The 13,678-nt window shown below is 46.4% G+C and carries 14 protein-coding genes and 1 riboswitch; of the genes, 13 read left to right on the forward strand and 1 reads right to left on the reverse strand.

The genetic code is table 11. From position 1 onward, the window contains the following. Positions 1-55 precede the first annotated feature (55 nt). The 9 genes from EUAN_RS05905 (at position 56) to EUAN_RS05945 (ending at position 8,742) form a co-directional block, all read left to right on the forward strand. Positions 56-751, forward strand: a complete 696-nt coding sequence (locus EUAN_RS05905) for a zinc metallopeptidase (RefSeq protein WP_071062676.1) — start codon at positions 56-58, stop codon at positions 749-751. Positions 752-803: 52 nt separating this feature from the next. Continuing rightward, positions 804-2,132, forward strand: coding sequence for a 16S rRNA (cytosine(967)-C(5))-methyltransferase RsmB (gene rsmB, locus EUAN_RS05910; RefSeq protein WP_071062678.1), 1,329 nt, complete (start codon positions 804-806; stop codon positions 2,130-2,132). A 53-nt stretch (positions 2,133-2,185) separates the two neighbouring features. Continuing rightward, a complete protein-coding gene (gene rlmN, locus EUAN_RS05915) occupies positions 2,186-3,226 on the forward strand; it encodes a dual-specificity RNA methyltransferase RlmN (protein WP_245674449.1) in 1,041 nt (346 codons plus the stop codon). Between the two features lie 2 nt (positions 3,227-3,228). Then, positions 3,229-3,963 (forward strand): Stp1/IreP family PP2C-type Ser/Thr phosphatase, encoded by a 735-nt coding sequence (locus EUAN_RS05920; RefSeq protein WP_071062682.1) that lies wholly within the window; start codon positions 3,229-3,231, stop codon positions 3,961-3,963. A 13-nt stretch (positions 3,964-3,976) separates the two neighbouring features. Continuing rightward, positions 3,977-5,842 (forward strand): Stk1 family PASTA domain-containing Ser/Thr kinase, encoded by a 1,866-nt coding sequence (gene pknB, locus EUAN_RS05925; RefSeq protein ID WP_071062684.1) that lies wholly within the window; start codon positions 3,977-3,979, stop codon positions 5,840-5,842. 21 nt (positions 5,843-5,863) lie between these two features. Further along, positions 5,864-6,742: a ribosome small subunit-dependent GTPase A gene (gene rsgA, locus EUAN_RS05930; protein WP_071062685.1), complete on the forward strand. Its 879-nt coding sequence runs from the start codon at positions 5,864-5,866 to the stop codon at positions 6,740-6,742. Between the two features lies 1 nt (position 6,743). Next, positions 6,744-7,391: a ribulose-phosphate 3-epimerase gene (gene rpe / locus EUAN_RS05935; protein ID WP_071062687.1), complete on the forward strand. Its 648-nt coding sequence runs from the start codon at positions 6,744-6,746 to the stop codon at positions 7,389-7,391. 7 nt (positions 7,392-7,398) lie between these two features. Continuing rightward, positions 7,399-7,496, forward strand: a riboswitch (TPP riboswitch). A gap of 40 nt (positions 7,497-7,536) precedes the next feature. Then, positions 7,537-8,106: an energy-coupled thiamine transporter ThiT gene (gene thiT, locus EUAN_RS05940; RefSeq protein ID WP_084655764.1), complete on the forward strand. Its 570-nt coding sequence runs from the start codon at positions 7,537-7,539 to the stop codon at positions 8,104-8,106. A gap of 3 nt (positions 8,107-8,109) precedes the next feature. After that, complete coding sequence (locus EUAN_RS05945; RefSeq protein WP_071062688.1) at positions 8,110-8,742, forward strand: thiamine diphosphokinase; 633 nt, start codon at positions 8,110-8,112, stop codon at positions 8,740-8,742. Positions 8,743-8,790: 48 nt separating this feature from the next. Here the strand turns inward: EUAN_RS05945 and rpmB are convergent, their stop codons facing one another. Then, entirely contained in the window at positions 8,791-8,982 is a 192-nt protein-coding gene (gene rpmB / locus EUAN_RS12185) for a 50S ribosomal protein L28 (protein WP_084655766.1), read from the reverse strand. Positions 8,983-9,168: 186 nt separating this feature from the next. Between rpmB and EUAN_RS05950 the strand changes: the two genes are divergently transcribed. The 4 genes from EUAN_RS05950 to EUAN_RS05965 form a co-directional block, all read left to right on the forward strand. Then, on the forward strand, positions 9,169-9,525 hold the full coding sequence (locus tag EUAN_RS05950) for an Asp23/Gls24 family envelope stress response protein (protein ID WP_071062690.1): 357 nt from the start codon (positions 9,169-9,171) through the stop codon (positions 9,523-9,525). A 21-nt stretch (positions 9,526-9,546) separates the two neighbouring features. Then, complete coding sequence (locus EUAN_RS05955) at positions 9,547-11,139, forward strand: DAK2 domain-containing protein (protein ID WP_097678054.1); 1,593 nt, start codon at positions 9,547-9,549, stop codon at positions 11,137-11,139. Positions 11,140-11,158: 19 nt separating this feature from the next. Next, the gene (gene recG / locus EUAN_RS05960; RefSeq protein ID WP_071062692.1) at positions 11,159-13,210 is read left to right on the forward strand and encodes an ATP-dependent DNA helicase RecG; all 2,052 of its coding nucleotides are present in this window, start codon (positions 11,159-11,161) and stop codon (positions 13,208-13,210) included. 242 nt (positions 13,211-13,452) lie between these two features. Further along, a partial coding sequence (locus EUAN_RS05965) for an NADH-quinone oxidoreductase subunit NuoE family protein (protein ID WP_211266293.1) occupies positions 13,453-13,678 on the forward strand: 226 nt, incomplete at its 3' end.

Consider the following 13,678-nt stretch of genomic DNA (forward strand, 5'->3'; position numbering starts at 1 on the left):
AATATACTATATTATATAGAATAAATACGATATATGACTAGAGGAAGGTGTTAATATGATCAATCCATATGGTTTTTATGGAGGACTCAACATAGAGTATTTTTTTCTGCTTCTGGCGATAGGGCTTTCTATGGTGGCCCAGTTTAAGGTGCAGAGCACATTCAACAGATACTTGAAGCAGAGAAGTCTTTCAGGCCTCACAGGCTTTGAGACTGCGAGAAGGATACTTGACAGAAACGGGCTTTACAACGTGCAGATAGAGATGGTGGGAGGGAAGCTTTCAGACCACTACGACCCAAGATCAAAGGTGCTCAGGCTGTCTCGGGATGTGTATTCCGGGAACTCTGTAGCCTCTATAGGCGTTGCGGCCCACGAGGTAGGCCATGCCATACAGCATGCTGAAGCTTACGCTCCGCTTAAAATCAGAAATGCCATAGTTCCTGTTGTGAACTTTGGGTCCAAGTCGGTGTTTCTGCTTATAATGGCAGGGATAGTGCTTCAGATGTCTTCACTCATAAGTCTTGGAGTGCTGGCTTTTATGGGGATAGTGATATTCCAGCTTGTGACGCTTCCGGTGGAGTTTGACGCAAGCAGCAGGGCTATAAAGAACTTGAAAAATGGAATAATAACTGCAGAGGAAGAGTCGTCTGTAAAGAAAGTGCTAGGAGCTGCGGCCATGACTTATGTGACGGCGGCGCTTGTATCCATAGCACAGCTTGTAAGGCTTATGGGACTCAGCAGAAGAGACTAAAGGGATTGAATTTTCAATCCCTTTTTTAGATTAGATGATAATGGAGGAAAACATGGCTAAGAATATAAGAGAAGAGATATTTAAAACATTGAACCAGATAGAGAACGGAAAGGGATATTCCAACATAGTCCTGAACAAGACGACAAGAGATATGGAGACGAGGGACGCCAATTTCACAAGAGAGATAGTCTACGGCGTGCTAGAGAACAGGATATACCTTGAGTGGGTTGTGTCGCGATACTCAAAGCTGAAGATATCCAAGATATCGCCAGCTGTACTCACCATAATAAAGATGGGGCTCTACCAGATACTCAAGATGGACAAGGTCCCAGATTCGGCGGCTGTAAATGAATGCGTAAAGCTTTCGAAAAAGCACGCAAACAAAGGCGCACAGGGATTCATAAACGGGCTGCTCAGAAATGTGGCCAGAGACAAGGAGAACATAGAGCTTCCAGACAGAAAAAAGGACTTCACAAAGTATATATCGGTGAAATACTCATATCCTGAGTGGATAATAGAGGACTGGGCAGCTATGTACGGGGAGAGCTTCACAGAGGAGCTTTGTGAAGCCAACTCCAAGAAGCCTTCCCTGAACATCAGGGTGAACACACTCGCCATAGACAGAGATACGCTTATGGAGCGTTTATCGGAGTCTGGAAGAGAGTGCAGGGCCGCTGAATACGGAAAAGACATAGTAGTGGTCTTGAATCCGGACGGGCTTATAGACACGGAGGAGTACAGAAGCGGGCTTTTCACTGTTCAAGACGAGAGCTCAAGCCTTGTGGCCCAGATCATGAACCCTGAAAGCGGAGCCACCGTGGTGGATGTCTGCAGCGCCCCAGGCGGAAAGACAACGCATATGGCCCAGATTATGAAAAACAAGGGCAGAATCATAGCCAGAGACGTGCACGAGCACAAGCTGGAGCTTATAGAGTCGAACGCCAGAAGACTTGGGATAGACATAATAGAGACAAGTCTGGCCGACGCTGCAGAGCGCGACGAAAGTCTAGTGGATAAGGCCGACTACTGCCTTGTAGACGCTCCTTGCTCCGGACTTGGACTTGTGAGAAAGAAACCGGAGATAAAGTACAACAAGAGCAGGTCGGACCTTGAATCACTTTCAAAGCTGCAGAGTGAGATACTGGAAGCGTCCTCCGGCTATGTTAAAAAAGGCGGGACACTGGTATACAGCACCTGCACGCTAAACGTAAAAGAGAATATAGAAGTTGTAAAAGATTTCTTGGACAAGCATCCTGAATTTAAGCTTGAGCCATTTGAAGCAGAGCTTCCGCTTGAAGAGAGCAAACGCGGATATATAGAGCTTTATCCCAATGTACACGGCACAGACGGATTTTTCATATCCAAGATGATAAGAATGTAAAAAAGAATTCCTATATGGTATAATGTATAATGGCCGATACAGGAGGAGATTTTTTGAACAAAATAGACTTAAAGTCACTTTCGCTAGGTGAAATAGAGTGTTTTGTCTTGGATATGGGCGAGAAGAAGTTCCGAGCCAAGCAGATATTCAAGTCGCTTCACCAGCAGCTTGCGACAGATATAGATGAAATAAAGGGGATCTCTGCGAAGTTCAAGCAGAGCCTTTCAGAGCGATTCAGAGTGGAAGCACTAAAGGTCGTAGAGAGATACGACTCCAAGCTTGACGGAACAAGAAAGTACCTCTTCAGACTTTCAGATGGGAATGTAGTGGAGTCCGTGTTTATGAAGTACAGACACGGAAACTCTGTCTGCCTTTCCACTCAGGTTGGATGTAGGATGGGGTGCGTGTTTTGCGCGTCCACAAAGAGCGGACTTGAGAGAAATCTCACGCCGGGAGAGATACTAGAGCAGTTCTACGCTATAAAGAGAGACACAGGCGAGAACATAGGGAGCCTTGTGCTGATGGGGAGCGGAGAGCCCCTAGACAACTACGAAAATGTGACGGCTTTTATGGAGCTGCTGCATGACGTTGAAGGACAGAACTTAAGCTACAGGAGCATGACGCTCTCTACATGCGGCATAGCGCCTAAGATACGCGAGCTTGCAGACTCGGGGAAGCCCATAAACCTGGCCATATCCCTTCACAATCCGTTTCAGGACGAGAGGGCCATCATAATGCCTATAGCTAGAAGCTACAGCCTGGAGGAGATAGTGGACAGCTGCAAGTACTATATAGAAGCTACAGGCAGAAGGGTGACTTTTGAGTACACGCTTATAGAAGGTGAAAACGACGGGCTGGAGTATGCAGCAAAGCTGGCGGGACTGCTCAGGGGGATCAACTGCCATATAAATTTGATTCCGCTAAACCCGATAAGCGAATACAGCAAGAGCAAGTCCAAGTCGGATGCAGTCATATCATTTAAAAACGCGCTAGAGCGAAAAGGTCTTGTCGCCACGATCAGAAGAGAGTTGGGCTCTGACATAAATGCGGCGTGCGGCCAGCTTAGAAACAACTATATAGACGGTGAGGTGTAGAGATGTTTATTTGTGCTTGTTCAGATGTTGGAAAGATGAGAAATATAAATCAAGATGCGGTCTACTATGTGGACGACGAAAAGCTTCCGCTTTACATGGTCGCCGACGGAATGGGAGGCCATAAGTCGGGGGAGTATGCCAGCAATTTATCCATACATGTGATCTCAAGGCTTTACAACGAGAAGAGAGAAGCGATGGTCTCGGGGGAGCTTGAGATCCCGAAGTTTATAAACGACGCCTTTAAAGCCGCCAACGAGACTATAGTCAAAGAAGGGGCTGACGACGACACAATCAGAAAGATGGGAACGACGCTTACGATGATACTGGTCAAAGACGGCGAAGCTTATATAGGCCATATAGGAGACAGCAGGGCCTATATGATAAGAGAGAGTGAGATAGTACAGCTTACACATGACCACTCACTTGTGGCGGAGCTGCTTAGAAGCGGAAGTATAACAGAGTCAGAGGCGAGAGTTCATCCTCAGAAAAATGTTATAACAAAGGCGCTCGGAACAGACAGCGAGATAAATCCTGATATATATACAAAAGAGCTGAAGAAAGATGATATACTGTTCTTGTGTACAGATGGATTGACCAATATGATAGAGGACGCAGATATAAAGAAAAGAATCCTTATGGCGACAGAGCTTCAGGAGGTCTGCGTGATGCTGACAAACGAAGCCAATGAACTGGGGGGACCTGACAACATAACCATATTGATGGCAAAAATAAGTTAGGTAGGTGAAAAAAATGATAGGTAAGATACTAGGTGAGAGATACGAGATAATGGAGAAAATAGGCGGAGGCGGAATGGCCGAAGTCTACAAGGCCAAGTGCAAGCTTTTGAACCGATTTGTAGCTGTAAAGGTGCTTAGGGACCAGTTTATAAACGACGATGAAGTCATGTCCAAGTTCAAGCGCGAAGCTCAGTCGGCAGCGAGCCTCTCGCATCCCAATATAGTAAACGTATACGATGTAGGAGTGCAGGGAAATATAAACTACATCGTGATGGAGTATATAGACGGAAAGACACTAAAAGACGTCATAAAGGAAAAAGGACGACTTGAAACGGAAGAAGTGGTCAGGATAAGTACCGACATAGCTGAGGCGCTCAAGGCCGCGCATCTCAACGGCATAGTCCACAGGGATATAAAACCCCACAACATAATGATAACAAAAGACAACAGGGTCAAGGTCACGGACTTCGGAATAGCCAGAGCGGCCACAAGTTCGACTATAACAAATACGGGTAGCATACTGGGGTCTGCGCACTATATCTCCCCGGAACAGGCTAGAGGCGGATTTGTAGATATGAAGTCGGATATCTACTCGCTGGGAGTTGTAATGTACGAAATGACCACAGGGCAGCTGCCGTACAATGGAGACAGTCCTATAACTGTGGCGATAAAGCACATACAGGAAGAGCCGAAAGATCCGTCGGAAGTAGAGCCTTCTGTATCTAAAGAGCTTGAAGCCATAATAAAGAAAGCCATGACCAAGGATCAGAGTATGAGATACGCCAATACTACAGAGCTGCTTATGGACCTAAAGAAAGTCGGTGGAGCGGGTGTTTCTGGGGGAGCATCATCAGAGACGATGAATTCTGACATTATGGACTCCAGAACGCAGATACTGCCTGTGATAGATGAAGAAAAGCTTGAGCAGAGCAAAGCTGGAAAAGAAGTGAAAAAGAAAGCGGCGGTGCCTAAAAAGCCAAAAGAAAAGCCTAAGTACAGCAAAAAAGTCACGGCGCTTGCTGTGATACTTTCGCTTCTTCTGGTTTCGACTGTGGCCATGGGATACCTCTACAGCAAGGGTATGTTTGGTGGCGGAGAAGTCGCAGTGCCTAGCGTTGTGGGAATGACCGAGTCTGAAGCGACTAGAGAGCTGGAGAACGCGGGGCTTGTGATTAAAGTCAAAGGAGCTGAGTTCAGCGATGAATACGAGGAAGGCCAGGTGACAAGGCAGAGCCCGGAAGAGGGACTTAACCTGAAAGAAGGGGCTACTGTAGATGTATACCTGAGCAAAGGACCGGAAGTCGAAGAGATACTCGTGCCAAGCCTTCTGGGGGAGTCGCTTGAAAGGGCCAAAAGCATAATAGAGGAAAATGAGCTGGAGCTTGGGGACGTGCTGTACGAGTATAGCCCTGAATCAGAGGGCACAGTCATATCACAGACGCCTAGAGCGAACAAAAATGTAGAGAAAGGCGCAACAGTGGACCTGATAGTCAGCAAGGGCGAGGAGCTTTCAGAGGTTTCAGTTCCGAATCTTGCAGGGCTTAGTCTGGAAAACGCGAAAAACAGGCTTTCGGCCAGCGGGCTTTCAGTGGGATCTGTAAGTGAGGAGTTCAGCAACAGGTCCGCAGGCACAGTTCTCTTCCAGGGGATTGAGTCTGGCGCAAAAGTGGAAGAGGGAACTTCCGTAAACCTTGTTGTAAGCAAAGGGCCGGAGCCGAAGCCGGAGGAGCCGGAAGAAGATCCGGGCGAAAGCGGAGCAGGTGAAGGCACAGGAGGCGAAAGCGGAGCAGGTGAAGGCACAGGTAGCGAGGAAACCGATCCTGGAACTGGGACGGAAAACCCAACAAGCCCAAACAGTGAAGGCGCTTCAGGGAACTAAACTAAATCAAGGGGGGAACTTATGCTAGAGGGAAAAATAGTAAAGGGAATAGGAGGCTTCTACTACGTAAAGTCGGATGGCGAAATTTACGAATGTAGGGCTAGAGGCATATTTAGAAAGCAAGATATCGTGCCTATGGTTGGAGACGATGTAAAGATAAGGCTAAATAAAGAAGACGAGACGACGGGCTATGTAGAGGAGATACTGGAGAGGAGAAACGAGCTTTTCAGGCCTCCTGTGTCGAATGTAGACCAGGCTGTAATAGTCTTCGCGCTCAGGAGTCCGGACCCGAATCTATGGCTACTAGACAAGTTTCTGATACTGGCGGAAGAGCAGGAGATAGATATAGCAATCTGCTTCAACAAGATAGACCTTGTGTCTGATGAAGAGAAGCTGGAGTACAACAGGATATACGAAAATGCCGGATACAGAGTGCTGAACACCAGTACAGAGACAGGAGAAGGCATAGAGTGTTTGCGAGAAGTGCTCTCTGGAAAGACGACCGTATTCGCAGGACCTTCGGGTGTAGGGAAGTCCACACTTCTAAACACAGTGCAGCCCGACTTGAAGCTTCAGACTGGCTCGGTGAGCGAAAAGACCTCTAGGGGAAAGCACACCACTCGCCATGTGGAGCTTATGAGCTTAGAACTGGGCGGATATGTGCTGGACACTCCGGGCTTCAGCTCCCTTGAGCTGGACTTTCTGACAGAGGAAAATCTGGAGGTGTACTTCCCGGAGATATACAGCAAAAGCGAGGACTGCAGGTTCAGAGGCTGTAGGCACAACAAGGAGCCTGGCTGTGCCGTGAAGAGCGCAGTGGAGCAAGGCGAAATAAGCGAGAAGAGGTATGAAAACTACCTGCTCTTCTTGAAAGATGCAATGGAAAGGAGAAAATACTAGTATGGTGAAAATAGCCCCATCGATACTCTCGGCTGACTTTAGCAAGCTGGGGAGTGAAGTAGAAGCGATAGATAGAGGAGGAGCGGACTATATACACATAGACGTTATGGACGGCCATTTTGTTCCGAATATAACTTTCGGGCCTCCTGTCATAAAGTGCATAAGAAAGTCTACAGACAAGGTGTTTGACGTGCACCTCATGATAGAGAACCCAGACCTATATATAGAGGATTTTGTAAAGGCGGGGGCGGATATAATAACTGTTCACCAGGAGTCTTCAAACCACCTGCACAGAACTATACAGCTTATAAAGAGCTACGGCGTAAAGGCAGGAGTTTCTTTAAATCCGGCGACGCCTCTAGAGACTATAGAGTATGTGCTAGACGAACTGGACATGGTGCTTGTGATGTCTGTAAACCCTGGGTTTGGAGGACAGTCTTTCATACCTCAGATGAAGGACAAGATAAGGAAGCTTTCCGTCATTATAGCGGAGAGGGGACTCGAAGTGGAGATAGAAGTGGACGGCGGGATAAAGCTGGACAACGCCAGAGAGATTGCAGACTGCGGAGCAGATGTGCTTGTAGCAGGTTCAGCCATATTCGGAGCTGAAGACGTGGTGGAAGAGACAAGAAAGTTCAAAAACATATAGTAAAAACTTGAATTACTAGGGGAGCTAATGCTGAGAGGAAGTTCTGACTTCGACCCTTAACCTGAACTAGGTAATGCTAGCGTAGGGAAGTGAGGCAAAGTACTAGCCCTCCCTATTAATATAAAATAATAAGGAGGATTTTTTTATGGTTGAAAAGAGAAGTAGAGGCATGAGTGTTAAATTTATAGTTGAGGCTGGAATAATGGTGGCGTTGGCCACTATACTGAGCTATGTAAAGCTCTACCATATGCCGCAGGGAGGCTCGGTTACAGCTGGAAGCATGGTGCCTATAGTGCTTGTGGGGCTTAGGTACGGCGTCAAGAAAGGGGTTCTAGTGGGAATGCTCTACGGAGTGCTTCAGTCTATACTGGAGCCATATGTAGTGCACCCTGTGCAGTATATACTGGACTATCCACTGGCTTTCGGACTGCTTGGGCTCTCGGGAGTCGGATACAAATCTTACTCTAAAGTTTCTGAAAAGGGGCTGGCTCAGTACGGTGCAATAGTAGCCGGAGTGGCGCTAGGCATACTTGGAAGGTTTGCAAGCCATGTGACTGCTGGGGCTATTTTCTTCAAGGAATACGCTGGAGACCGGAATGCCTGGATATATTCAAGTATATACAACGGGACTTTTTTAAGTTTAGAGCTTGTCATAACTGTAGTTGCGATACTGCTTCTGTGGAAGCCTCTAGAGAGGATTGGAGCTGAAAAATAGGATATGAGATATATACTGATTTCTAACGGGGACTTTGCGGCTGAGACTGCCGGGAAAATAGATTGGAACGAGTCTGTAAAGATCTGTGTAGATGGAGGAGCGAGACATTTCAAAGAGCTCGGGATAGATCCTGATATGATAATAGGGGATCTTGACTCGGCAGATAGAGATACTGTCGATTACTTCAGAGATAGAGGGGTGGAGGTTTTGAGACATCCCTCTAAAAAAGACAAGACCGACACAGAAATAGCTGTGGAATACGCCCTTGAAAACGGAGCCAGCGAAATTCTGCTTCTAGGCTCTACAGGATCTAGAGTGGACCATATGATGGGAAATATAAATCTGCTGCATAGGTTGAAGGCCCAGAACATATCGGCCAAGATGGTGGATGCAGAAAATGAGATAAGCATAATCTCCGGGGAGTACGAGCTGGAGATGGATGAAAACTACAAGTACATCTCTCTGATTCCATACGGAGGCGAAGTGAAAGCCGTGACGCTTAGAGGCTTTGAATACGAGCTCACAGAGCGGGACTTCACGGTTTCGGACACGCTGGGCATAAGCAATGAAATAGCAAGTGGTAGAGCCCATATAAGCATAGGCTCTGGAGAGATGATGCTCATAAAGTCCAGATAATGTAAAATAAAAAAGGGCAGAAAAAAGGCTTCCTATTTAGGAAGCCTATTATATTGCTCTTTCTACATTACCAGATCTTAAGCATCTTGTACATACGTTGACTCTCTTTGGAGATCCATCAACTATAGCTTTAACTTTACGCACGTTTGGCGACCAAGTTCTATTGCTTTTACGGTTAGAGAAAGTAACTAGATGTCCCGATATTTTACCTTTTCCACAAACTTCACAGAATTTTGCCACGATTAAACACCTCCTACTACTTACGTATGAAAAATTACATTACATCTCATTGTAGCATAGGAGGACTGTATTTTCAAGAAAAATTAAGAATATATCATCTCTGAATCTAAAAGTTGAACAAGACGAGACGATAGGGTAAAATAATATTACAGGAAAATTTTATAAAAAACAAGAGGAGGTATTCAAATGCCAGCTAAGTTGACTAATGAATACGGAGATATAAATATAGAGGACGGAGTGATTTCTTCCATAGCTGGAATAGCTGCTATGGAGTGCTACGGACTTGTTGGGATGGCCAGCAAAGGCGGCACAGACGGTCTGGTGGAGCTGCTTAGAAGAGAGAATCTCTCTAAAGGCGTAAAAGTTCAGACTGAGGGAGAGAGGATAGTCATAGATCTATACGTCATAATACAGTTTGGAATAAGTATATCTACAGTTGCAACTAATATAATTGAAAAAGTGAAGTACGCTGTAGAGAAGGCTACAGGGCTTAGCGTTGAAAAAGTTAATGTAAACGTGCAAGGCGTACGGGTTCAAAAGTAGAAAGTGATTGGAGGAAAGACCTTGAAGATAGAGCATTTAGATGCGGTCATGCTGAAGAGAGGATTCATAGGGGCATATAGTTCGCTTGAAAAGAATAAAGAAGAGGTAAATGCGCTGAATGTGTTTCCAGTTCCGGACGGAGACACGGGCACTAATATGGCGCTCACGATGAATTCAGCCGTAAAAGAGATAAGGAACGGAGAAGAGCTCAGCATAGACGAGATACTGAGCAGAGTGGCCAAAGGGTCTCTTATGGGAGCTAGGGGAAACTCCGGGGTGATACTGTCCCAGCTTCTGAGGGGTTTCACCAAGAAGCTGACAGGGATAAACAGAATAAACGTCAAAGAGCTTGCGCACGCCTTTAAAGAGGGCTCAGACATGGCCTACAAGGCGGTTATGAAACCAACTGAGGGAACTATACTTACAGTGGGAAGAGGCTGTGCAGAAAAGGCCATGGAGCTTTCCAGGAAGGAGACAGACGTAGTGGAGTTCTTTAGAGCTGTCATAGAGCATGGAAACCATGTGCTCGACAAGACCCCGGATATGCTTCCAGTGCTCAAGGACGCCGGGGTTGTAGATGCCGGAGGGAAAGGTCTCATAGTCATACTTGAAGGCGCGCTAAAGGCTGTGCTAGGAGAAGAAGAGGTAGAGCTTGAGGTGATTACCCAGACAGCAGGCAAGGAGCTCCATCAGCTAGACCATGATATAGAATTTGGATACTGTACAGAGTTCATAGTCAACAACGCCGAGGGAGATCCAGAAGCTTTAAAAGCCGAGATAGAGAGCTTTGGAGATTCAATGCTTGTGGTGGACGGAGATGGAATTATAAAAGTCCATATCCACACAAACCATCCGGGAGAAGTGCTGGAGAAAGCCTTGAAGCTTGGAGAGCTTGTGGACATAAAGATAGACAATATGAGGTATCAGCACCATGAAAACTACAGTTCAAAAGAGCTTCAGAAATACGGCATAGTGGCTATTTCAGTGGGAGACGGTATAGCTAAGATATTTGAGGACTTCAGAGTGGACAGGATTATCTCAGGCGGGCAGACCATGAATCCAAGCACGGAAGATATACTGAAGGCAGTGGACAGTATAGACGCCGAGAACATAATAATACTTCCAAACAACAAGAACATAATACTCGCGGCCACACAGGCAAAGGAGCTGAGCGAGAAAAATATAGAAGTGCTCATGACCAAGTCGATACAGCAGGGGATATCTGCTATGGTTGCATTCGACGAATCCCAGGAGCTTCAGGAGAATATAGAATGCATGACAGAGGCATTTGAATCCATAAAGGTAGGCGAGGTCACTTTCTCTGTAAAGGATACTGTGATAGATGGAAGAGTGATAGCTAAAGACGACATAATGGGGATAGCTTCCAAGAAGATAGAGTGCGTCGGGCAGGGCGTGCCTGAGGTCACTGAAGAACTCTTAGAGTCTCTTGTAGACGAGGACTCGGAGATAGTGACCCTATTCTACGGAGAAGACGTAGGCGAGGACGAAGCCGAGAGCCTTAGACAGCTACTAGAAAAGAAGTACCCTGAAATAGATATAGAGATGATTCCAGGAGGCCAGCCGCTTTACTACTACCTTATATCCGTAGAGTAGCGGGCGGAGGTGAAGAGATATGTACAGCCTAGAAGACGATATACTAGCGGTAAAGGGGATAGGCGAAAAAAAAGCTGAAAAATTAAAAAAACTCGGGATATCATCTGTAGAGGACTTGATAAACTACCTGCCCAGGAGCTACGAAGACAGAAGCGCCATTTCGGAGCTAAAGAGCTCTAAGGAGGGCGAGAAGATAAACGCCGTAGTGGAATTGCTTGAAAACCCCAGGGCCCAAAGGCTGAGAGGTGGAAAGGCCATAGTCAAAGTGCTTGCGACAGATGGGACCGAGAAAGTGTACCTGAGCTGGTTTAACCAGCCTTATATAGCAAGAGAGATCTCGCAAGGCGAAAAACTCAAGATAAGCGGAGCTGTAAAGAGACGTGGAGCCATGAAGGAGATATCCAATCCCATATACACCAAGAACCTGGAGTCGTGCGACAAGGTGGGGTCTATAGTTCCTGTATACCCCCTGACTCAAGGCGTCGGCAATCAGGAGCTTGCAAAGCACACTAAATCTGTGCTAGAAGAGCTACAGCTAGAGGAGACTATTCCCGAGTATATAAGGTCTAGCTGCAGTCTTATGGGGAGGCTGGAGTCTCTAAGAGAGATACATTTCCCGAAAGACAGGGAGAAATTCAAGAGAGCCAGAGTGTCGCTGGCCTTTGAAGAGCTTATTGGACTTCAGCTGAGCTTGCTACTGCTGAAGTCGAGAAGGGAATCGCTCAGCGGATGCATATCTTTTTCCAAGACCGGACTCGAAGAGAAGTTCCTAGGGGCGCTTCCCTTCGAGCTTACAGATGCTCAGAAGCGCGTATCAGACGAGATAGAGCGGGATATGAAGAGGCACAGGCAGATGAACAGGCTGGTGCAGGGTGATGTAGGTTCAGGGAAAACCGTGGTCGGAGCATTGGCGCTTCTAAGAGCCGTGGGAAACGGATACCAGGGGGCTATGATGGCCCCGACCGAGATACTGGCAAAGCAGCATTTCAATAGTTTGAGCGCCATGACGGAAAAACTGGGAGTGAGGCTTGGACTGCTTGTCAGCAATATGAAAGCTTCAGAAAAGAGAGAGCTCTTAGAATCGGTCAGATCGGGAGAGATAGACATATTGGTGGGCACGCATGCGATAATAGAGGACTATCTGGAGTTTAGGAAGCTAGGCATAGTCATAACAGACGAACAGCATAGATTCGGAGTCAGCCAGAGAGCCAAGCTCTCGGGAAAAGGCGAAAGTCCAGACATACTAGTGATGACGGCAACTCCCATACCCAGGACGCTTGCCCTTATGCTCTACGGTGACCTGGAGATATCCATAATAGATGGACTTCCGCCCGGGCGAAAGGAGATAAAGACTTACGCCAGAGGAGAAGAAGCTAGAGACAAGGTATACGGCTTCGTAAGAGACCAGCTTTCGAGTGGGCGCCAGGCCTACGTCGTATGCCCCCTTGTGGAGGACTCGGAGCTGATGGACCTTAAATCGGCCGAATCGGTCTACGAAGAACTCAGTATAAAGTTTGGAGAGTTCAGAGTCGGGCTTCTCCATGGAAAGCAGAAGGCTTTGGAGAAAGACGAGATAATGACCGCTTTTAAAGCGGGAGATATAGATGTACTGGTTTCAACCACAGTTATAGAGGTAGGTGTAGATGTTCCCAACTCCAACATAATGGTGGTGGAGAATTCTGAGCGCTTCGGGCTTTCCCAGCTTCACCAGCTGAGAGGCAGGGTTGGCAGAGGAAAGCATCAGTCTTACTGCATACTTATAAACTGCGGAAAAGGCAAGACATCCAAGGAGAGAGCCAGCATAATGGAAGAAACCTCGGACGGCTTCGTAATCTCGGAGAAGGACTTGGAGCTGAGAGGTCCCGGAGAGTTTTTTGGAATAAAACAGCATGGGCTTCCGGAGCTCAGAATTGCCAAGCTTCCTAGAGACGTAGCCATACTCAGCAAGGTGCAGGAAGTGGCTTTATCCATAGTGGAGGAGGACCAGGAGCTTGCGCTTGAAAAGAACGTATTGCTGAAAAGCCATATAGAAAAATCCTTTTTGAGAGATAAGGATATAGCATTCAACTAGACAGTTTTGTTAATAAATTAATTAATATACAAAGTCCTGTTCTTTTGATATAATGACTTCGTTGAAATAAGCAGTATAGTTACTGCTTATTTTATTTGAAACCGTTATACTTAAAAAAGAATAACTAAGCCGGCCTAAGACAGCCGGCTTTTGAGCGGATTTCATTATACTTTTTAAAATATATCGAAAGATCATAATACACTCTTATTGAACGAAAAATTAAAGAAAAGGTAGGTTGTGACATGGAATTTAAATTTGACTGGGAAGAAAACAAGGAAAAGCTTCAGCAGCTAGACGATATAATAGCTGACAAGAAGGGAACAAAAGGAGCGCTTATGAGTGTGCTTCACAAGGCGCAGAGCCTTTTTGGATACCTTCCTATAGAGGTTCAGAGAAAGATATCTGAGGGTCTTTCTGTACCACTAGCAGAGGTGTACGGAGTTGTGACTTTCTACTCGCAGTTCACGC

Source organism: Andreesenia angusta (genome assembly GCF_001855385.1).
GTDB lineage: Bacteria > Bacillota > Clostridia > Tissierellales > Gottschalkiaceae > Andreesenia > Andreesenia angusta.